This is a genomic window from Haemophilus sp. HMSC71H05 (genome assembly GCF_001838635.1).
GTDB classification, from domain to species: Bacteria; Pseudomonadota; Gammaproteobacteria; order Enterobacterales; family Pasteurellaceae; genus Haemophilus_D; species Haemophilus_D parainfluenzae_R.
Window position 1 is genome coordinate 177,766 of the sequence record NZ_KV838026.1, and the last position, 22,139, is coordinate 199,904.

Annotated in this window: 18 protein-coding genes; 11 read left to right on the plus strand and 7 right to left on the minus strand. The window is 39.2% G+C overall.

What is annotated here, in order from left to right; genetic code table 11:
• The first annotated feature begins 54 nt into the window (after nucleotides 1–54).
• Complete coding sequence (gene cytX, locus HMPREF3279_RS02220; protein WP_070775407.1) at nucleotides 55–1,233, plus strand: putative hydroxymethylpyrimidine transporter CytX; 1,179 nt, start codon at nucleotides 55–57, stop codon at nucleotides 1,231–1,233.
• Between the two features lie 102 nt (nucleotides 1,234–1,335).
• Here the strand turns inward: cytX and odhB are convergent, their stop codons facing one another.
• The 4 genes from odhB to HMPREF3279_RS02240 form a co-directional block, all read right to left on the minus strand.
• On the minus strand, nucleotides 1,336–2,562 hold the full coding sequence (gene odhB, locus HMPREF3279_RS02225) for a 2-oxoglutarate dehydrogenase complex dihydrolipoyllysine-residue succinyltransferase (RefSeq protein ID WP_070775408.1): 1,227 nt from the start codon (nucleotides 2,560–2,562) through the stop codon (nucleotides 1,336–1,338).
• A 57-nt stretch (nucleotides 2,563–2,619) separates the two neighbouring features.
• A complete protein-coding gene (gene sucA, locus HMPREF3279_RS02230) occupies nucleotides 2,620–5,427 on the minus strand; it encodes a 2-oxoglutarate dehydrogenase E1 component (protein ID WP_070867934.1) in 2,808 nt (935 codons plus the stop codon).
• 150 nt (nucleotides 5,428–5,577) lie between these two features.
• Nucleotides 5,578–6,282, minus strand: coding sequence for a helix-hairpin-helix domain-containing protein (locus tag HMPREF3279_RS02235; protein ID WP_070867935.1), 705 nt, complete (start codon nucleotides 6,280–6,282; stop codon nucleotides 5,578–5,580).
• Between the two features lie 124 nt (nucleotides 6,283–6,406).
• Entirely contained in the window at nucleotides 6,407–7,069 is a 663-nt protein-coding gene (locus HMPREF3279_RS02240) for a Bax inhibitor-1/YccA family protein (RefSeq protein ID WP_005699490.1), read from the minus strand.
• A gap of 241 nt (nucleotides 7,070–7,310) precedes the next feature.
• Here HMPREF3279_RS02240 and HMPREF3279_RS02245 point away from each other — a divergent pair, with 241 nt between their 5' ends.
• The 10 genes from HMPREF3279_RS02245 to HMPREF3279_RS02290 all read left to right on the plus strand — a co-directional run bounded on the left by HMPREF3279_RS02245 (nucleotide 7,311) and on the right by HMPREF3279_RS02290 (nucleotide 17,825).
• Complete coding sequence (locus HMPREF3279_RS02245; protein WP_070867936.1) at nucleotides 7,311–8,057, plus strand: SIMPL domain-containing protein; 747 nt, start codon at nucleotides 7,311–7,313, stop codon at nucleotides 8,055–8,057.
• Between the two features lie 92 nt (nucleotides 8,058–8,149).
• Nucleotides 8,150–8,866 carry a DNA/RNA nuclease SfsA gene (gene sfsA, locus HMPREF3279_RS02250; protein ID WP_070867937.1) on the plus strand — a complete coding sequence of 239 codons (717 nt, stop codon included), beginning with the start codon at nucleotides 8,150–8,152 and terminating at the stop codon, nucleotides 8,864–8,866.
• A 261-nt stretch (nucleotides 8,867–9,127) separates the two neighbouring features.
• Nucleotides 9,128–10,096: a YeeE/YedE family protein gene (locus tag HMPREF3279_RS02255; RefSeq protein ID WP_306806855.1), complete on the plus strand. Its 969-nt coding sequence runs from the start codon at nucleotides 9,128–9,130 to the stop codon at nucleotides 10,094–10,096.
• 17 nt (nucleotides 10,097–10,113) lie between these two features.
• Nucleotides 10,114–11,493 (plus strand): rhodanese-like domain-containing protein, encoded by a 1,380-nt coding sequence (locus HMPREF3279_RS02260; protein WP_070867939.1) that lies wholly within the window; start codon nucleotides 10,114–10,116, stop codon nucleotides 11,491–11,493.
• A 137-nt stretch (nucleotides 11,494–11,630) separates the two neighbouring features.
• On the plus strand, nucleotides 11,631–12,818 hold the full coding sequence (gene tyrS, locus HMPREF3279_RS02265; protein WP_070867940.1) for a tyrosine--tRNA ligase: 1,188 nt from the start codon (nucleotides 11,631–11,633) through the stop codon (nucleotides 12,816–12,818).
• 75 nt (nucleotides 12,819–12,893) lie between these two features.
• Nucleotides 12,894–13,820 (plus strand): aminoimidazole riboside kinase, encoded by a 927-nt coding sequence (locus HMPREF3279_RS02270; protein WP_070867941.1) that lies wholly within the window; start codon nucleotides 12,894–12,896, stop codon nucleotides 13,818–13,820.
• 58 nt (nucleotides 13,821–13,878) lie between these two features.
• Nucleotides 13,879–14,490 (plus strand): glutathione S-transferase N-terminal domain-containing protein, encoded by a 612-nt coding sequence (locus tag HMPREF3279_RS02275; RefSeq protein WP_070867942.1) that lies wholly within the window; start codon nucleotides 13,879–13,881, stop codon nucleotides 14,488–14,490.
• Between the two features lie 9 nt (nucleotides 14,491–14,499).
• Nucleotides 14,500–15,954 carry a glycoside hydrolase family 32 protein gene (locus HMPREF3279_RS02280; RefSeq protein ID WP_070867943.1) on the plus strand — a complete coding sequence of 485 codons (1,455 nt, stop codon included), beginning with the start codon at nucleotides 14,500–14,502 and terminating at the stop codon, nucleotides 15,952–15,954.
• Nucleotides 15,955–15,963: 9 nt separating this feature from the next.
• Entirely contained in the window at nucleotides 15,964–16,581 is a 618-nt protein-coding gene (locus HMPREF3279_RS02285; RefSeq protein ID WP_070867944.1) for a dual specificity protein phosphatase family protein, read from the plus strand.
• Between the two features lie 71 nt (nucleotides 16,582–16,652).
• Nucleotides 16,653–17,825, plus strand: a complete 1,173-nt coding sequence (locus tag HMPREF3279_RS02290; RefSeq protein ID WP_143422658.1) for an MFS transporter — start codon at nucleotides 16,653–16,655, stop codon at nucleotides 17,823–17,825.
• Nucleotides 17,826–17,870: 45 nt separating this feature from the next.
• Here HMPREF3279_RS02290 and pgi read toward each other — a convergent pair whose 3' ends face one another.
• From pgi to HMPREF3279_RS02305, 3 genes are read right to left on the minus strand one after another with little or no spacing between them, the layout of a single operon-like run.
• A complete protein-coding gene (pgi, locus tag HMPREF3279_RS02295) occupies nucleotides 17,871–19,520 on the minus strand; it encodes a glucose-6-phosphate isomerase (protein ID WP_070867946.1) in 1,650 nt (549 codons plus the stop codon).
• A 56-nt stretch (nucleotides 19,521–19,576) separates the two neighbouring features.
• A complete protein-coding gene (gene alr, locus HMPREF3279_RS02300; protein WP_049380934.1) occupies nucleotides 19,577–20,659 on the minus strand; it encodes an alanine racemase in 1,083 nt (360 codons plus the stop codon).
• A gap of 23 nt (nucleotides 20,660–20,682) precedes the next feature.
• Entirely contained in the window at nucleotides 20,683–22,089 is a 1,407-nt protein-coding gene (locus HMPREF3279_RS02305) for a replicative DNA helicase (protein ID WP_005695940.1), read from the minus strand.
• Between the last annotated feature and the right edge of the window lie 50 nt (nucleotides 22,090–22,139).

Sequence of the window (22,139 nt, forward strand, 5' to 3'; positions counted from 1 at the left end):
TATTGAGTTATATACTGGGACAGAATAACCACAATTCATGTTAAGGATAACAACATGCAAACGAAAAAATCAAGCAATCTTGCGATTGCGCTCATTTGGTTTACTGCTGCTATTTCAATGGCAGAAATTCTCACCGGTACTTGGTTTGCACCACTAGGATGGCAACAAGGTTTAATCGCCATCGTCGTTGGACACTTTATTGGTGGTTCGATGTTTTTCTGTGCTGGTTACATCGGCGCAAAAACCCAAAAAAGTGCTATGCAAACGGTACAAATTTCATTTGGTGAAAAAGGCTCTGCGCTTTTCTCTTTACTTAATGCCATGCAATTAATGGGATGGACTGCAGTCATGATTTATATGGGCGCTGACGTCATTTCCATCTTAAATCAAACACCTGATGCTTCACTCTTCCCATTTCTTACACTTGGTTTAGGCATACTCATCATACTTTGGCTACTACTCGGCTTTACTAAATTAGGTATCTTTAAAAGCATTTCACTTGTCACCATGTTTTTACTGATGTTGTGGCTTAGTATTCAAGTCGCCAATAAACCATTCATTACCATGGATGTAGCACAAAATATTAAATTTGGTACAGCTGTTGAAATTGCTGCTGTCATGCCGCTTTCTTGGTTACCGGTAGTATCTGACCACACGAAGAATAGCGAAACACCATTTAAAACGACCGCACTTTCAACGCTGACTTATACCGCGACTAGCTGCTGGATGTATGCTCTTGGCTTAGGTGCAGCATTAGTGACCGGTAAATCTGAAATCTCACAAATTCTTTCGCTTGCTGGTGTCAGTGTTATTGGCGTATTAATTGTCATCGCCTCTACCATGATTAACACGGCTCTTCCCGCCTATTCCACCGGCATGAGTTTAAACAATATTTTCCCTCAATTAAAAGTTACGCCAATCTCAGTTCTGACCGTGATTGTGGGCATCATATTAGCCTCAACCTTACCTGTAACAGAATACGAACATTTCTTGTTCTTTATTGGCTCTGTATTCGCGCCAATGATCGCCGTGCTTATCGCTGATTTCTTCGTGCTTAAACAACATGATGTAAGAAAATCAGTTGATAGTGTTGGACTCGGCGTTTGGTTTGTCGGCTTCGTGCTCTATCGTTTTCTGATGGCAAAAGGTTGGGAAAGCGATTTAGGTCTGACTTTCCCTGTTATCATCATTACCTTTATCTTAGCAATCTTAGTACGCAAAATAGCTAAATAAAGATTGGATTTTAACGATAGAAAGGCGGGCATTGTTCCCGCCCTTTTAATTACTTCGATATAAAAAAGGCTTTTTCCCTCAAAAGAGAAAAAGCCTATATACTTAAATTTCTAATAATAAACGAGTTGGATCTTCTAATAAGTCTCTAATCGCCACTAAGAAGCCAACAGATTCACGACCATCAATTAAACGGTGGTCATAAGATAGGGCTAAATACATCATAGGACGAATCACCACTTGACCATCTACCGCAACCGGACGTTCTTTGATGGCATGCATGCCTAAAATTGCACTTTGCGGTGGGTTAATAATTGGTGTAGACATTAAAGAACCAAATACGCCGCCATTAGTAATGGTGAAGTTACCCCCAGTTAAATCCTCAACCGTTAATTTACCATCACGGCCTTTTTCTGCGAGTGATTTAATTTGTTTCTCAATATCTGCCATGCTGAGTTTATCGCAGTTGCGTAATACTGGTGTCACTAAACCACGCGGCGTTGAAACGGCAATGCTAATATCAAAATAGTTGTGATACACAATGTCATCACCATCAATTGAAGCATTCACTTCTGGATAACGTTTTAATGCTTCAACCACTGCTTTAATGTAGAAAGACATAAAGCCTAAACGTACACCATGTTGTTTCTCAAATTTCTCGCCGTATGTTTTACGTAATTTCATAATCGGCTGCATATCCACTTCATTGAATGTCGTGAGCATTGCGGTGGTATTTTTTGCTTCCAATAAACGTTCTGCAATACGTTTACGTAAACGGGTCATTGGTACACGTTTTTCTGAACGAGAGCTATATGCCACAGTACTGATTGTATTCTGCTCTGTCGCCACATCTTGTTTCGCTTTTTGTGCATCACGTTTTGCTACTTCACGAGCAATATCTTCACGGGTAATACGACCACCTACACCAGAACCTTGAATTTTCTCTGCATCTAAATCATGTTCAGCTAATAAACGACGAATAGCAGGACCTTGATCCGCTGAATTATTGTGACTATTTTCAATCGCTGCTTTTTGACGATCTGCTGGTGTTGGCTCATTGCCTTTCACTGTCTCTGATGAAATATCACCCGCTTGTTGAGTAGAAAGTTTACCTAAAAGCTGTTTACTTACTACGGTTGCACCTTCTTCTTGAAGAATTTCAGCCACTACGCCATCACTTAAAGCTGGCACTTCAAGTACCACTTTATCTGTTTCGATTTCCACTAAGACTTCGTCACGTTTTACCGTCTCACCGACTTTTTTATGCCATGTTGCAACAGTTGCATCCGCAACGGATTCCGGTAAATCTGGAACAAGAATTTCGATTGTCATTTTATTTTCCTTTAAATTATTCTTTCTTTAAAAATTACTCAAATTTTGACCGCACTTTTACAGTGTCAGTGCATCTTCTACCAATTGTTTTTGCTGTTTGGTGTGTAAAGACATATAACCTACCGCTGGTGAAGCTGAGGCTGGACGACCTGCGTATTTTAACTTCACATGCTCAGGAATTGAGCTGTCAAAGTTATGCTTACTGCAATACCAAGCACCTTGGTTTAATGGCTCTTCTTGACACCACACAAAATCCGTCACATGGGCATAAGGCTCTAACGCTTTCTTCACATCTTCATGTGGATACGGATAAAGCTGTTCAATACGAATAATCGCCACATCTGTTTGGTTATTCGCACGGCGTTTTTCTAAGAGATCGTAATACACTTTACCAGAGCATAGAACCACACGTTTAACTTGTTTTGGATCGATATCATCAATTTCACCAATTACGGTTTGGAATGTGCCATTTACTAATTCATCCATACTTGAGACGGCAAGTGGATGACGTAATAAAGATTTTGGTGAAATACCAATTAATGGACGACGCATTTTACGGATCGCTTGGCGACGTAACATGTGATAAACCTGTGCTGGTGTAGATGGAATACACACTTGCATATTCTGTTCTGCACAAAGTTGTAAATAACGTTCTAAACGAGCGGATGAGTGCTCTGGACCTTGGCCTTCATAGCCATGTGGTAATAACATGACTAAACCACACATTCTGCCCCATTTTTGTTCGCCAGAACTAATAAATTGGTCAATCACGATTTGTGCGCCGTTTGCGAAGTCACCAAATTGTGCTTCCCAAATGGTTAATGTTTTTGGATCTGTTGTAGCATAACCATATTCAAAGGCTAGTACAGCTTCTTCAGATAATACAGAATCCCACACCTCAAAACGACCTTGGTTAGCATGTAAATGTGTTAATGGCACATAGCCTGTCCCGTCATTTTGGTTATGCACAACTGCATGGCGGTGGAAGAACGTACCACGTCCTGCATCTTCACCCGATAAACGAACATTAGCGCCTTCATCTAATAAGGTTGCGTATGCCATAGTTTCCGCCATACCCCAATCGAACAATTTCTCGCCTTTTGCCATTTCACGGCGATCAGCATAGATTTTTTCTACACGAGGATGTGCACGTAAGGTTTCTGGATATTCACTAACACGCTCCGCTAAAGTTTGGAAACGTTCTTGTGGGAATTTACTTTCGTAAGGGGATGTCCAGTCATAGTTGAGATATTGCAACCAGTCCATTTGGGCAGTATCCATTTCTCGCCATTCTTTCACTACGCGATCGCCATTATCTAAGGCATCACGATAGAGATTCATCATTTCAATGGTTTCTTCTTCGGTAATTACCCCTTCAGCAATTAAACGATCAGCATAGACTTTGCGTGGCGTTGGATGTTTTTTGATGATGCTATACATCATTGGTTGAGTGGCTAATGGCTCATCAGCCTCATTATGACCATGACGACGATAAGAAATCAGATCAATGAAAATATCGCGTTTGAATAGATTGCGATATTCCACCGCCATTCTCGCGGCAAAAGCGACCGCTTCAGGATCATCACCGTTTACATGAATAATCGGTGCCTGAATCATTTTCGCGATATCAGTACAATATTCTGTTGAACGCGTGTCATTCGGATTCGAGGTAGTAAAACCAATTTGGTTATTGATCACGATACGGATTGTGCCACCAACGGTATAACCACGTGCATTAGACATATTCAAGGTTTCTTGTACAACACCTTGTCCCGCTACCGCGGAATCCCCATGAACCGTAACGGCTAATACTTGAGTACGTTCTGTATCATTCTTTTTGGTTTGACGAGAACGTACCGCACCAATCACTACTGGGCTGACAATTTCTAAGTGTGAAGGGTTAAATGCAAGGGTTAAATGCACGCGACGATCACCGACCGCGAAGTCAGAAGAGAAACCTTGGTGGTATTTCACGTCACCTGTACGCTCGCCTGAATGTTTACCCGCAAACTCATCGAAAAGATCTTCGGGTTTCTTACCGAGCACATTCACTAACATATTTAAACGGCCACGGTGTGCCATACCAAACATGACATCTTGTACACCTTGTTTGCTCGCATGGCGAATAATTTCTTTCATCAATGGAATAAAGGCATCACTTCCCTCTAAAGAGAAACGTTTTGCACCCGGGAATTTCGCCCCAAGATAGCGTTCTAAGCCATCTGCAGCTGTCAATTCACTTAATAAATTAATTTTTTCTTCTTTAGTAAAGAGCGGTTTATTTAATTGGCTTTCTAATTTGCTTTGTAGCCAACTTTTCTGCTCCATATCTTGAACATGCATAAACTCAAGACCAATTGAGCCACAATAGGTCTCTTTCAGCATTTTAGCTAAATCACCTAATTTGATGTTATCGCGATGATAAACGTAGTGATTAATATTGAAGGTTTCATTGAGATCCTGCTCGGTAAAACCGTGATAACGGTAATCCAACTCAGGTACGCTGGAGACTTTCCAACGATAATAATTGATTGGGTCTAGTTTCGCTTCTAAATGGCCACGGAAACGATAAGCATTGATAAATTGGAGAACTTTGACTAATTTCGCACTGGCTTCTGGATCGATAACCGTCACGGCTTCTGTTGTATTTTCTCTTGCTAAACGACGGAAATAATCACGCACTGGTGAATGTGGTTGCTCTGCGGCGGTTGTTTTTGGCAATGCATCAAATGTGGCTCGCCAGCTTTCATCGACTGAAAATGGATCTTCTAAATAACTTTCGTATAACTCTTCAATATACGATTGATTTGCCCCACCTAAAGCAGTTGAAGCCAACCATTCATCAAAGGCATTATAATGCTGCATATCTACCCCTTGTATTACATGATGTTGTCCGCACATTATACATAGGATAAAAAAAGAAATAATCCTCCAAATCACACTTTGTTACAATTTTGTGATCTACTTCAATAAAAAAACCGCACATAAAGTGCGGTCTGTTTTATCTATGCTTTCTTAGAAACTTAAGAATGGTGTGATTTTCTCAATTGTGGCTTCACCGATACCATCAATATTTGAAAGTTCGGCAGCGTTTTTGATTTTACCCACTTTGTTACGGTAATCAATGATAGCTTGTGCTTTTTTCTCACCGATACCAGAAAGTTTTTGTAAGGTTTCAGCATCCGCTTTATTGACGTTCACTTTTGCAGAAGAAGCGACTTTCTCTTTGGCTGCATCTTTTGTAGAAGCTGCTTTTTCTTTCACTTCTTTTACTTTATCTGCTGCTTTTGTTTTTGCATCAGACGCTTTCTCTTTTGCACTCTCTTTGACTGAATTTAATTTTTCAGTAGCTTTATCTTTAATTGAGGGTTGATTACTCTCAGTCGCTTTTTCTTTTAAAGCTGATGCTTTCTCTTTTACCGCATCTTTTGCAGAAGTTGCTTTATCTTTCATTGCATCTTTTACAGATGTCGCTTTTTCTTTAGCCTCTTTTACTTTATCTAATGCAGTTGATTTTGTTGAACTTGCACTATCTGTCATTGATTTAAGCTTATCATTTGCTGCATTTTTCATATCAGCTTTTGTGCTTTCAACCATTGATTTTGAATTGCTTACAACATCTTCTTTTGTTGGCAATACGGAAGTATTCGTTGCTAATGCAGAACCTGATACCGCTAATGCGAGTGATGTTAATGTTAAAAGTGATTTTAAAGATTTCATAAAAACTCCTATTTTATTATCAATAGGTTCAACTAGCGAACCTGTATGCTAAGACTTCTCTTCAGAAAATTAGTTCAAAACAAAAAACGCCCCTAATAAGGAGCGTCTTTAAATTTAATACTGACTAATCATCGCTTGAGAAGATAGAAAGTAATCTTAATAAGCTAATGAATAAGTTGTAAATTGACACATAAATACTCACTGTTGCACGAATATAGTTTGTTTCGCCACCGTGAATAATATTGCTGGTTTCATAAAGGATTGTCATTGTTGAGAACACCACAAACAATGCACTGATCCCTACCGCTAATGCTGGAATTTGGAAGAAGAAACTTGCCACAATTCCTAACAATAACACGATAAATAATGAGAAAATCGCGGTAGAAAGGAAAGACATATCTTTCTTCGTTGTTAGCACATAAGCTGAACATGCAAAGAAGACGATAGCGGTACCTGCGAAAGCAAGCATAATCAAATCTTCCATTCCTCTCGCCACATACATATTTAAAATTGGCCCAATGGTATAACCCATAAACCCTGTAAACGCGAATGCAGCCAAAATCCCCCACGCACTATTTGCTAAACGGTTTGTCACAAAAAGTAAACCGTAAAAGCCTACGAGCAATACGATAAGGTTTGGATAAGGCAAGTTCAAGCTCATAGAAATATAAGCAACAACTGCCGAAAATGCCATCGTTAATCCCAATAAGAAATAGGTATTACGTAGCACTTTATGTGTGCTAAGTAGTGATTCTTCCTGTGAATTAACCACAATGCGAGATTGCATAAAAGCTCCTTATTTTACAAAGAATAAAATTGGTGAAACATCACTTCGTAAAGTAAGGGCTACAGCTAAAAAAGTCAATGGTAAATCAAGAATTTATTTTGATGTTTAAATTTAGGAAGGTAAAAGTGCGGTCAACTTTTAAAGTTATTTTTTATATGCGTTATAGTGAATAAATTAACTTACTCAATAAGTTGAATTACATTATAATAAGCACTCTTTTATTCCACATCATGGACATTATATGAACAGCAAAAAATCTTATCTCGCTATTTTTGGCATCATTCTTGCAGTTGGATTGATGGCATCAGCGTTTATCTTAGGTAATCAATTTAAAAATTTACGCCAGACCGGCTCTATTTCAGTTAAAGGCTTGGCAGAAAGTCACTACACCTCAACACAAGGTACATGGGTTATTCGTGTAAGCGGTTGGGGGCAAACTTATAATGATGCAATGGCAGCGAATCAGAAAAACTTAAATGAAGCCGTTCGTTTCCTTAAAGCACAAGGTTTCGCTGATGAAAATCGAGAAATCACCGAATTAGATGTATCTACTCATACTGACTATTACGAAAATGAAAAAGGTGAAACCAAAAGTAGAGAAAATGGCTTTGATGCATCAAGATCAATCCGAATTTCAACTAAAGAATTGACGAAGTTACAGAAAGCTCTCACTAATATTCATCAATTGGTTGCCAACAACCAAGACATTAGTTTTGGTGATCCAAATTACTACTTAGAAAACCTTGAACAAATAAAACGTGAATTAATTTCAAAAGCCACACAAGATGCACATGTTCGCGCTGAAGAGTTCGCGAAAACCAGTAACGTAAAAGTTGGCGTGTTAAAATCCGCTTCACAAGGGCCATTCTACATTCAAGCACCAAATCCCGATGCGGATGACTCTAGCGATTATACTGGTAGCTACGACACAAGCACCATTGAGAAAAAAGCACGCTTAGTCGTCACTATTGAATATGCCATTGAATAATTGTTTAATATTTACTAAACATTCATAAGAACAAAGTGCGGTCAATTTCGTCATAAAATTCGACCGCACTTTCTTTTAACAAGGAATACGCTATGCAACTCCCTACTCTACAATTCGCAAAATTAATTCGTCGCTATAAACGCTTTTTGACTGATATTGAATTACCAAATGGCGAAGTGATCACCATTCATTGTGCAAACACTGGTGCAATGACTGGCTGTGGTGAAAAAGGTGATACCGTTTGGTACTCTCATTCTGATAGCCAAACGCGCAAATATCCACATAGTTGGGAATTAACACAATTAGCAAATGGCCAACTTGTTTGTATTAACACGCACAGATCCAACCAGTTAGTCTTTGAAGCCTTGCAAAATAAACAAATTAAAGAACTCTCTGTGTACGATGAAATTTATCCTGAAGTGAAATATGGTGAAGAAAATAGCCGTATCGACTTCTTGCTTAAAGGTGAAGGCTTGCCAGATTGTTATGTTGAAGTGAAATCAATCACCTTCGTAAAAGGTACATTAGGAATGTTTCCCGATGCCGTTACTACCCGTGGACAAAAACATGTTCGTGAGCTTTTAGCCATGAAAAAACAAGGACATCGCGCGGTTGTTCTCTTTGCTGGATTACATGATGGCTTCGATCGTTTTAAAATCGCTGAGTTTGTAGATCCTGAATATGATCGCCTTTTAAAAGACGCCAAATCTCAGGGCGTTGAAGCTTATGCTTATGCGGGAAAATTTGAAATTTCAGATGGCATTCCGACCGCACTTTCTCTCACAGAAAGTGTACCTTACATCGATTAAAAAAATAATTGAGAATTATTTGCATTTTGTTGTTGACAATGTATTTGAGAATAGTTATCATCTAACCATTCCAAAAACAAACAGATAATCACTCCAACTTCACGCCTATTTCCCCACAAATAGGCGTTTTTTTTTATCTAAATCAAAAATATGTATAAAAAATAGCTTCAGATATTTTATTTGATACAATTTTGTGCTCTAATCATTGCCATTATCATATGTATTAAGGTTTAATCTATGTTAAGTGGTCTTATCATCGGAGTGCTCTTTGGCATTCTATTACAACGTTCTCAATTCTGCTTTGTTTCTGGCTTTCGGAATATTTTTACGCAAAAAAACTTCCGATTCCCCACCGCACTTTGTATTGCAATATCTATTCAATCCATAGGATTTTTCACACTACAACATTATGAGCTTATTGAGTTGCCCAATGGGGAATTTTCTCTATCTGCGACTGTATTGGGTGGACTTCTCTTTGGCTTCGGTATGGCATCTGCCGGTTGTTGTGGTAGTGGCACATGGTTTCGTAGTGGTGAAGGCATTGTAGGTGCTTGGCTGGCATTGTTTAGTTTTGCACTAACTGTGGCTTCTGCACAAAGTGGCATACTAAAACATTGGCTTGCGCCGTTACTTCAACAAAATATGGTAACCGATAACTTCTACCAAAAACTGCAAATAAACCCATGGTGGCTAGTCATCTCCTTATGCCTTATTACGGTACTACTGCTTATATATCAAATACAGCATCCTCGCTATCAATTCCAAGATCCTAATAAACGTTTCAAATACTTATCTCCATTCACTGGTGCAGCATTGATAGGCATGCTTGGGGTGCTAGCATGGTATTTAAGTGCACAAACCGGACGTAATTATGGTTATGGTATTGCTGTACCTACAGCCAATGTCATTCAATATATTGTGACGGGTCAACAGCGCTATCTAAACTGGGGAAGCTTATTTGTTATAGGTATTATCATAGGTTCCTTTGTCAGTGCTAAAGTTTGTGCTGATTTCAAATTAACTCTTCCACCACCAGATATGCTATTCCGCCGTTTACTAGGTGGAGTGGTAATGGGTATCGGTGCTAGTTTGGCTGGCGGTTGCACAGTGACAAATTCATTAGTTGCTACCGCTTATTTTTCTGCCCAAGGATGGACCGCTACAGGGATGATACTTATTGGGGTTTGGCTCAGCACCTTTATTTTTAAAACAACACAATGTCGAATTTAATATTCAAGGAGGATATGATGAAAAAAAACAAAGTTGCTTTATTGCTTGGAGGACTAGCCTTATTAACGGCTTGTGAACAAAATAAAGTCACCGAAATTAGCACGGAAGAACTTCTCAAAAATATCGATAACCCCACTTATTTGATTGTAGATACTCGTCACGACAGTCTGTACAACGGATTTAAAGATCAAAACGCCACCAAAGGTGGACATATTAAAGGTGCGATTCAATTTACGACAGCATGGTTAGATTATATTGCTGATGATAAATTTGAAAGCTTTGCTAAAGACAAAGGAATTAGTAAAGATAAAACAATTGTTTTCTATGACAGCAATTTGGATGATTTACAACGTATCAGCACTGAATTTGCTGCTAAAGGTTATAAGGTAAAAGTCTTTAAAGACTTTATTAATTATGCCAATGCCGACTACCCGCTTGAGTCATTTCCAAACTATCAATTAAGCGTATCACCTCAATGGCTGAATGCAGTCATTCATGGAGAAAAACCAGAAACTTACACAAACGATAAGCTCATGGTATTTGAAGTATCTTGGGGGGATCTGGAAAAAGCTAAATCCTACACTCAACATATTGTTGGGGCGTACCATTTTAATACGGATTGGATTGAAAACGATCCTGTTTGGAATTTATCTACACCAAACGTTATTGAACAAAACTTAATTAAAAACGGCATTGCTAAAGACAAAACGATTGTACTGTATTCAGAAAATCAACTTGCTGCTTTACGAGTATTATGGGCGTTAAAATGGGCGGGTGTAGAAGATGTCCGTTTCCTAAACGGTGGTTTAACCGGTTGGGTCGATGCGAATTTACCTACTGAAACTCAAGTAAATATTCCTACTCCAGTCGCAAGTTTCGGCACAACCATTCCTCAACATCCTGAAATCAACCTTTCAATGCCTGATGATGTCATTAAAGCGCAAAAGGAAAATGGCTTGAAGCTAATCAGTAATCGTTCATGGGATGAATACACCGGAAAAATAAGTGGTTATGATTACATTCCCGTAAAAGGTGAACCCTATGGTGCAATATGGGGATTTGCGGGTACAGATTCATCAAATCTAGCCGATTACTACGACCCCGATCATACATTGCGTAATCCGTTAGAAATCGTCGAACTTTGGAAACAACAAGGTATTAATAAAGATGATCACCTTGCATTTTATTGCGGTACGGGCTGGCGTGCTAGTGTACCTTGGTTTATGACCAATATGATGGGATGGAAAAATACTTATGTCTATGATGGTGGTTGGAATGCTTGGCAAATGGATTCAAAATATCCAGTACAAAAAGGCGCCCCTAATAATATGAGTAAACCTGATGCACATAATGATTTTGGCAAGATTCAGAAAAAAGGTAACTCTTGTAAAAGTTAATACATCAAGATAAACAAGGCCGCAGAATAGTCATATTTATGCGGCCTTTTTCCATTTAATTTACAACAAGGCATTCAAATTTGTCGAATAATCTCTATAATGTAGCCTTTAATATTGAAATAACATTAGGAAATAGAATGACTGATATTAATACCGTTCTCGCAGAACTAAAACGCGGTACTGATGAGATTCTTTCTGAAGCAGATTTAATCGAAAAACTAAAAGAAAATCGCCCACTTAAAATTAAACTTGGTGCAGACCCAACTGCTCCGGATATTCACTTAGGGCATACCGTGGTATTAAACAAACTTCGTCAATTCCAACAATTAGGCCACGAAGTCTATTTCTTAATCGGTGATTTCACGGGTATGGTCGGTGACCCATCTGGTAAAAATACCACTCGCCCACCGCTTAGCCGCGAAGATGTGCTTCGCAATGCGGAAACCTATAAAGAACAGATTTACAAAATTCTAGACCCACAAAAAACGAAAATCGTATTCAACTCTGAATGGTTGGGTAAATTGGGTACTGAAGGGATGATCCGTTTAGCAAGTAACTACACCGTAGCGCGTATGCTAGAACGTGATGACTTCAAAAAACGTTTTGGTAACAATCAACCTATCGCAATTCACGAATTTATTTATCCTTTATTACAAGGTTATGACTCTGTTGCATTAGAAGCAGACGTGGAACTTGGTGGTACTGACCAAAAATTCAACTTACTTGTTGGTCGTGAATTACAAAAATCAGCCGGTCAAAAACCTCAAGTAGCAATTACGCTTCCATTACTTGTTGGTTTAGACGGTGAGAAGAAAATGTCTAAATCATTAGGTAACTACATCGGCGTGACAGATGCACCAAGCGATATGTTCGGTAAAATCATGTCGATCTCTGATGAATTAATGTGGGATTGGTACAACTTACTTTCTTTCCGCCCACTCACTGAAATTGCGGAATTAAAAGCAGAAGTGGAAAATGGTAAAAACCCACGTGATGTGAAGATTTTATTAGCCAAAGAAATCATCGCACGTTTCCATGATGAAGCAGCTGCAGAGGCGGCTGAGCAAGAATTTATTAACCGTTTCCAAAAAGGTGCAATGCCAGATGAAATGCCTGAATTCACCTTTGAAGGCGAAATTGGTTTAGCAACCTTATTAAAAGAAGCAGGATTGGTTCCTTCTACTTCTGAAGCAATTCGCTCAGCGAAACAAGGTGGTGTGAAAATTAATGGTGAAAAAGTCGAAGACATGAAAGCCAACGCGCCAAAAGGCACGAATGTTTACCAAGTCGGTAAGCGTAAATTCGCACGCGTAACCATCGCATAAAACACCTATGAAAATGACCGCTCTTTTTAAGTGCGGTTATTTTTTAACTGATATCCACAATAGAAGGAAAATTAAATGAGCCAAAAAATCTGGGTAACCGGTGATGCGGTTGTCGATCTTATTCCTGACGGTGAAAATCATTATTTACGCTGTGCCGGTGGCGCCCCTGCAAATGTGGCTGTTGGTGTCGCACGCTTAGGCAGCCCGAGTGCCTTTATTGGTCGTGTAGGTAATGATCCGCTTGGCCAATTTATGCAAGATACCTTAAATGCGGAAAATGTGAATACACAACATATGATTTTAGATCCGCAACATCGCACCTCTACAGTTATCGTCGGCTTAGATAATGGCGAACGTAGCTTTACCTTTATGGTAAACCCTAGTGCGGATCAGTTTTTACAAGCTAGCGATTTACCCCCATTCCAACAAGGTGAATGGCTGCATTGCTGCTCTATCGCGCTGATTAATAATCCATCACGCGAAGCGACTTTCGAAGCCATTCGTCGTGTTAAAGCCGCTGGCGGTTTCTTCTCTTTTGACCCTAATTTACGTGAATCACTTTGGTCTAGCCTAGAAGAAATGAAAACCGTGGTAATGGAAGCAGTTGCATTAGCTGACGTATTGAAATTCTCTGAAGAAGAATTAACGCTTTTGACTAATACTGATAGCCTTGAAAAAGCCTTTGAAAAAGTGACCGCACTTTATCCTGAAAAATTGATTATCGTGACCTTGGGTAAAGATGGTGCACTTTATCACTTAGAAGGTAAGAAAGATGTGATTTCTGGAAAAGCCTTACAACCTGTTGATACAACGGGTGCTGGCGATGCCTTCGTTGGTGGTCTGCTTGCTGGACTTTCACAGCATCCAAACTGGAAAGAAAATGAGGTGCTTGTGCAAATTATCCGTCAAGCCAATGCTTGTGGCGCCCTTGCTACGACAGCAAAAGGGGCGATGTCTGCTCTGCCAAATCAAACACAATTAGCCGCATTTTTAGCGAATTAGCGTGCAAAGGTGCAAATAGCTGCACCTTTTATTTATGAAAATAATTTAGGACGTATTTATGAAACTTTGGTATTCGAACTCTAGCCCTTATGCTAGAAAAGCCCGTGCTGTAGTGCAATATCATCAATTGCAAGATCATGTTGAATTACTCCTCGCAAGCAGTGGCTTAGATAAGAACTCACCACATAACTTAGACAATCCTCTTGGTCGTTTACCGGCATTACAACGAGAAAATGGTGAATGGCTTTATAACAGTTCACTCATTGCTGAATATCTCGATCACATTGGTACGCAACCTTCACTTTATGGAAACAACGAGATACGTTGGGAAATTCTCCGTTTACATTATTTAGCCGATGGTATTTTAGAGAATGAAATATCCGTAGCACCTGAAAAATGCCTTCGTCCACAAGAGCAATGGTGGCTTGAACGTCATCAGCAAATTTTTGACCGCACTGAGCGAAGCTTAATTGAACTAAAAAAAGCCATTGATAGTTTTGGTGAAGAATTAAATATCGGCACATTGAATGCCGTGTGTGCAATTGATTTTCTATTATTTCGCGATGCTTGGACTCATGCGTCACAACATGAAACCATCAAATCATTAAAAACATGGGCTGAAGCAATGAATCAACGCTATGATTGCTTAAAAAATACCTTACCAAAATAAGATTAAATTATGATTATTTTCAATAATGGCAAATACAAAAGTATTTTAGCCGCAGAAAAAGGCGAACTTGCGGAAATTGCTCAAACTGTGCAAAAAGACAAGGATTTCCGACCGCACTTTCATATTGCCCCACCAACTGGCTTGATGAATGATCCGAATGGTCTGATTTTTGATGGTGAAAAGTATCATCTGTTCTACCAATGGTTTCCATTCGATGCAATTCACGGGATGAAACATTGGAAGCATTTAATCACAAAAGACTTCCAACATTATCAATCAGCAGATGATCTGATTCCTTGCGAGCTTTTTGAGTCTCACGGCTGTTATTCTGGTGGCGCTTTAAAAGTTGGTGACAAATTGGCCATGTTCTATACCGGCAATACTCGTCGACCAAGTGATAATCAACGCGTGCCTTATCAAAATTTAGCGATTTTTGATCTTAATGGGAAATTGCTTAGCAAACGTCCGTTAATTGAAAATGCGCCTGAAGGTTATACAGAGCATGTTCGTGATCCTAAACCGTATTTTACTGAAGACGGGAAAATCCGTTTTATCTGTGGTGCACAGCGAGAAAACCTCACAGGGACAGCCATTATTTTTGAAATGGACAATCTTGAAGATACGCCTCGTTTATTAGGTGAGCTTTCTTTACCCGCTTTTGACAATAAAAACGTGTTTATGTGGGAATGCCCTGACCTATTGAAGCTCGGTGATAAAGATGTGTTTATTTGGTCGCCACAAGGTAAAGATCAGGAAGCACATCAATTCCAAAATAATTATCATGCGACTTATGCTGTGGGGAAATTAACAGATTTAACCTTTGAAGCAGAATATATTAGCGAATTAGATCAGGGCTTTGATTTCTACGCACCACAAACATTTGCAGGCTTAGATAACCAAACTCATGCCGTGCTTTTCGGTTGGATTGGTTTGCCAGATTTAACTTACCCAACAGATAAATTTAAATGGCATTCATCTTTAACTTTACCAAGAGAATTGCGTTTAGAAGGTTCGAAAATTTATCAACGCCCGATTGATAAAATATACAAAAATCTGACCGCACTTTCTGCGCTTCATCTTGATGAAAAAGCGGATATTGCTAATTTAGATCGTGCTTATGTAAAATTTGAGGCAAATAACCAAGCCTTTGACTTAATCTTCTTCCAAAATGAAAAAGGACAATCACTGCGCCTATCTTATGAAAATGGCTTGATCTGCTTAGATCGCAGTCAAAGCGAACAAACGGAATTAATGGAGAAATTCGATACGAAACGTTTCTGCGAATTTGAAAATTTGCAGACCGTTGAAATCTTCTTTGATCGCTCAATTATTGAAATTTTCTTGAATCACGGTGAAAAAGCGATGACATCAAGATTTTTCATTGAGAACAGAGAGAATACAATAACCAGCAATCGTCCGTTAGATTTAATGATCGGTTATTTACCGGCTATTCAATATATTTAAAAGGTTTTTATGAAACAAACTCATTTCAATTTATACAAAATGAGCAAAAATGTTCTTTTTGCTTTAACGGCTTTTTCATTAGTCGCCTGTACGACAACACCAAATGAACCGCCAAAAAATACAGAACATTGGGCAACGCTAATCAGCGAACAGGAAAATTTATATCAGATTGATAATAAATTTTACCGTAGTGAGCAATTAGAGCCGCAATCTGAAACATTATTAAATAAGTTGAATATTCACACGATTGTGAATTTACGCTTTTTTGACCGTAATGATGATAAACAAGCATTTGGTCATACTAAGATCAACTTGATTAATACCCCATTACTTACTTGGTCAATCAGTCCAGATGAAGTGGCTGATATTCTGTGGCAAATCAAACAACACCAAAAAAATGGTGCGGTTTTAGTGCATTGTTATCATGGCGCTGACAGAACTGGCTTAATTGTTGCAAGCTACCGAGTGATTTATCAAAATTGGGATCTCAATGAAGCCAAACGTGAAATGCAACAAGGCCCTTACGGCTATCATTCTGTTTGGAAAAATATTGATAATTTCTTCACGCAAGAAAATATGGCTAAGATCAAATCTGAATTAGATAAACGTTCTAACGCAACAAAATAAAACATGAAAGTGCGGTTAAAATTAACCGCACTTTTATTTCCAACTATGTTCTTTTATTAAAATTAATGACTATGTTTGTTCAAAAACAAAACGCAACGCCATCCAATATTGTGGCGTTCAATTTTCTATTGATTGCCTTTTTAACAGGGATTGCCTCTGCCTTTCAAACACCGACCTTGAGTTTATATCTCTCTCAAGAGATTCAAGTTTCACCTTTTTTTGTGGGCTTGTTCTATTCAGTCAATGCCATTATTGGCATTATCTTGAGCCAAATTCTCGCAAAATATTCTGATAAGCAAGATGACCGTCGCAAAGTGATGATTGTTTGCTGTTTAATTGCTGTGCTTGGCTGTCTGATTTTTGCTTATAGCCGAAATTATTATGTGTTAATTATTATCGGCACAATGCTATTAGGGCTAGGTTCATCCGCTAATCCGCAATCTTTTGCTTTAGCGCGAGAATATGCTGAAAGTAGTCACCGTGAAGCGGTGATGTTCACCACAATTATGCGAACTCAAATCTCATTGGCTTGGATTGTTGGGCCACCACTTTCTTTTTTCATTGCGTTAAACTGGGGCTTTGATTACATGTATTTGGTGGCAGGTTCTGCCTTTTTACTATGTGCAGGCGTCAGCAAATTATTGCCGAAAATTCCTCGTCAAAGTGCGGTTAAAAATCAAGAGGTTTTAGACAATGCGCCACCAAGAAAAAGTGTGATTTACTTGTTCATCGCTAACCTATTACTTTGGACCTGTAACAGCATGTATCTCATTAATATGCCATTATTTGTGATTAATGAATTACATTTAAACAAAGAACTGGCGGGAACATTAATGGGGACGGCTGCGGGATTGGAAATTCCTGTGATGATATTTGCGGGTTATCTCACCAAATATTTCAGTAAAAAACGCTTGATGATGATTGCTTTAGTTTCAGGGCTCGCCTTCTATTCAAGTTTATTATTCGCTGAACAAACTTGGCAGCTTATCGGATTACAAATGCTTAATGCGATTTTTATCGGTATTACCGCTACGATTGGCATGGTGTATTTCCAAGACTTAATGCCAACTAAAATGGGTACTGCCACCACCTTATTTAGTAATGCAGCGAAAAGTAGTTGGATTATCGGAGGACCTATTGCGGGTATTATTGCGGAAATTTGGCATTACAACTCTGTTTTTTATGTTGCTGTGGCACTAATTTTTATCAGCGTAGGCTGTATGTGGAAAGTCAAATCAGTTTAATGAAAATAAAAAAGTGCGGTCTGTTTTGACCGCACTTTTTTTATATTATCGCCATGCTTTGAATTGGTTAATCAATCCATTGGTTGAGCTATCATGGCTTGAAACCTTCTCTTTGTCTGCCAATTCAGGAAGAATTCGGTTCGCTAGTTGTTTACCTAATTCCACGCCCCATTGGTCAAAACTAAAGATATTGAAAATCACACCTTGTGCAAAAATCTTGTGTTCGTACATTGCAATTAATGCGCCAAGAACAAATGGTGTCATTTTTTGCACTAAAATAGAGTTGGTCGGTTTGTTACCGGTAAAGACTTTAAATGGCACAATGTCTTTTACCTCATCCAACGATTTACCCGCTTTCACAAACTCTGCTTCAACTTCTTCTTTGGTTTTACCGAAAGCAAGTGCTTCAGTTTGTGCAAAGAAGTTGGATAACAATTTGCTGTGATGGTCACCTAATGGATTATGACTTTGTGCTGGCGCGATAAAGTCACAAGGAATTAACATCGTACCTTGGTGAATCAATTGATAGAACGCATGCTGACCATTTGTACCTGGTTCGCCCCAAATAATTGGGCCGGTTTGATAATCACGGATAACATTGCCATTACGATCGACATATTTACCGTTTGATTCCATATTGCCTTGTTGGAAATAAGCCGCAAAACGGTGTAAATATTGGTCATAAGGTAAAATTGCCTCAGTTTGTGCACCGAGGAAGTTGGTATTCCATAAGCCTACTAACGCTAATGTCGCTGGGATATTTTTTTCTAATGGTGCAGTACGGAAATGTTTATCCATTTCATGCGCACCACTTAAGAGTGCTTCAAAATTATCAAAGCCAATTGAAAGTGCGATTGAAAGACCGATTGCAGACCATAAAGAATAACGGCCACCAACCCAATCCCAGAATTCAAACATATTGTTTGTATCAATACCAAATTCTGCTACCGCTTTACCATTGGTCGAAAGTGCGGCAAAGTGTTTTGCCACCGCGCTGCTATCTTTCGCTGCCGCCAATAACCAATCACGTGCAGAATTCGCATTGGTCATAGTTTCTTGGGTGGTGAAGGTTTTAGAAGCCACTAAGAAAAGTGTGGTTTCAGGATTCACTTTTTTCAACGTTTCAGCGATATGGGTTCCATCCACGTTTGAAACGAAGTGCATATTCAAGTGATTTTTATAAGGACGAAGTGCTTCAGTCACCATGTAAGGGCCTAAGTCTGAACCACCGATACCGATATTCACCACATCAGTAATTGCTTTTCCGGTATAACCTTTCCACTCACCTGAAATCACACGATCACAGAACGCGCTCATTTTCGCTAATACAGCATTCACTTCCGGCATCACATCCTTGCCATCTACATAGACAGGTGTATTTGAACGGTTACGAAGTGCGGTATGTAATACAGCTCGATTTTCTGTGCGATTAATTTTCTCGCCTGTAAACATAGCATTAATCGCTTCATCTAATGCAGACTCTTTGGCTAATTGACGAAGCAATTTGAGGGTTTCTTGGTTAATTTTATTTTTTGAAAAATCCACTAAGATTTGATTTTCAAAATTTAAAGAATAATCGTTAAAACGATTTTGTTCTTGTTTGAACAAATCAGCAATCGTGGTATTAGCCAGCTGAGATTGATGAGCTTCAAGTGCTTTCCAAGCTTGTGTATTGGTTGGGTTGATGTTTTTCATGAATATTTCCTTTTAAAAATTGAATTCTTTACATTTTTGCTTTCTTACAAAAACAATTAATCGACATATTCTGTTATAACACGAGGGGTTAATTTTGTAATCAATTCATAGCTTAAAATACCACTGTATTTAGCTACCGTTTCAATTGGTAATTCCTTACCCCATAAAATCACTTCATCACCTACTTTATCTTGGCTATCTGCGCCTAAGTCTACCGTTAGCATATCCATTGAGACGCGACCGACAATAGGAACAATACGACCATTTAGATAAACTGGCGTGCCTTCTGGCACATCACGCGGATATCCATCACCGTATCCAATAGCGACAACACCAATTTTGGTATCTTTCGGACTGGTCCAAATGCCACCATAGCCAACAGGTTCACCTTTTTTATGTTCACGCACCGCAAGCAATGAAGAAGTTAAGTTCATCACGGGGATTAAACCAAATTCAGCACCGACAGTATCCGTTGGTGAGATGCCGTACATAATAATCCCTGGTCGAATACAATCTAAATGGGCTTCAGGCCAAAATAGAATCCCGCCCGATGCCGCAATGGTTCTTTCTCCACCTTTATCTTTTGTCGCCTGAAGGAAACGATCAAGCTGAACTTGCGTATAATCGGAATCCAGCTCATCAGCACGGCTAAAATGACTAACAAAACCTAAGTGCGGTTGAATTTGAGGGAGTTTTTTCAGCTCTTGATAAAAATAGTCCACTTCATCAAGCGACACACCTAAACGGTGCATCCCCGTATCAATCTTCAACCAGACTTTGATTGGACTTGGTACTACAGCTCGTTTTAATGCTTCAAGCTGTTCACGGTTATGTACCACCGTTTCGATGTTATTTACCGCAATAATGGGTAAATCTTTTTCATCAAAAAAGCCTTCTAACAATAAGATCGGTTTGATAATACCGTTAGAGCGTAACGATAACGCCTCTTCTAAACGCGCTACGGCAAAGCAATCTACCATGCTTTCTAAAGCAGATGAAACAAATACCACGCCATGACCATATGCGTTTGCTTTTACCACGGCAATAATTTTGCTGTGAGGTGCTTTTTCTTTAATAACTTGTAAATTATGTTTTAAGGCAAGCGAACTAATTTTCGCTGTTGCCGGTTTTACGTTCATTTTTCTAATCCGTTCTATCTTGCCTAATAATCATCTCTGTATTCACGCTGTTCGGCAAGGTTATCAAAGCGTGAGAATTGACCGTTAAATGCTAGACGTACACGACCAATCGGACCGTTACGTTGTTTACCAATAATGATTTCAGCCACCCCTTTATCTTCGGAATTATCGTTATACACTTCGTCACGATAAATAAACATAATCAAATCAGCATCCTGCTCAATAGAGCCAGATTCACGCAAGTCTGAGTTTACCGGACGTTTATCTGCACGTTGTTCCAAAGTACGGTTAAGCTGGGAAAGTGCAATAACCGGGACTTCTAATTCTTTCGCTAATGCTTTTAAAGAACGAGAAATCTCGGCGATCTCTAAGGTACGGTTATCTGAAAATGCGGGCGCGCGCATTAATTGAAGATAATCCACCATAATCATGCTCAATCCACCATTTTCGCGATACACACGACGTGCGCGAGAACGTAATTCTGTTGGAGTTAAACCTGATGAATCATCAATATAAAGATTGTTTTTTTGCTTAAACATCCCAAACACGCTGGCTATTTTGCTCCATTCCGCCTCTTCCAAGTTTTGGCCAGTACGAATTTTGGTTTGGTCCACGCGAGCGAGAGAGGCAATCATACGCATCATAATTTGCTCAGCAGGCATCTCTAAACTGAATACCAATACAGGCTTATCACTTGCCATGGCCGCATTTTCACAAAGGTTCATTGCAAATGTGGTTTTACCCATGGAAGGACGTGCTGCCACAATGATGAGATCGGAAGGCTGTAAACCGGCTGTTTTCTTATCTAACTCAACAAAGCCTGTTGTGACCCCTGTCACACCGTTATGATTTTCAAGCTTACCTAAGGTTTCAATTCGAGCAATGGTGCTTTCCAACACACTGAGCACGTTTTGAGGGCCCTCTGTTGAAGAACTCCGTTTTTCAGCGATCGCAAATACTTCCCTTTCAGCTTCATCCAACACCATTTTGATGTCTTTGCCTTTTGGGGAATAACTGTTTTCTGCAATACGATTCCCCACTGCAATAAGCTCACGCAAAATCGCTTTCTCACGTACGATTTCGGCATAAGCCAAAATATTAATAGCATTTGGGGTGTTATTAGAAAGATCTGCGAGATAAGCAAAACCGCCTACAGAATCACTAATGCCTTTGGCCTTAAGGGCTTGATCAAGGGTGATTAAATCAATCGGCGTTTGGTTACGCATTAATTCTTCCATCGTTTGGAAGATTGCTTTATGTGCAAAAGTGTAAAAATCCTCAGCAATGACCCTTTCAGCGATACCATCCCAATGCTGATTACTCAACATAATACCGCCTAGAACGGCTTGTTCAGCTTCAGTGGAATGAGGCGGGATACTAACTTGTTCAGTTTTCTGATCGGAAGATTGGATTTGTCGTTGTGATGCCATAAGGATTTCAATTTAAACTAAAAAACTGTGCTTATGATACCGCAAATATG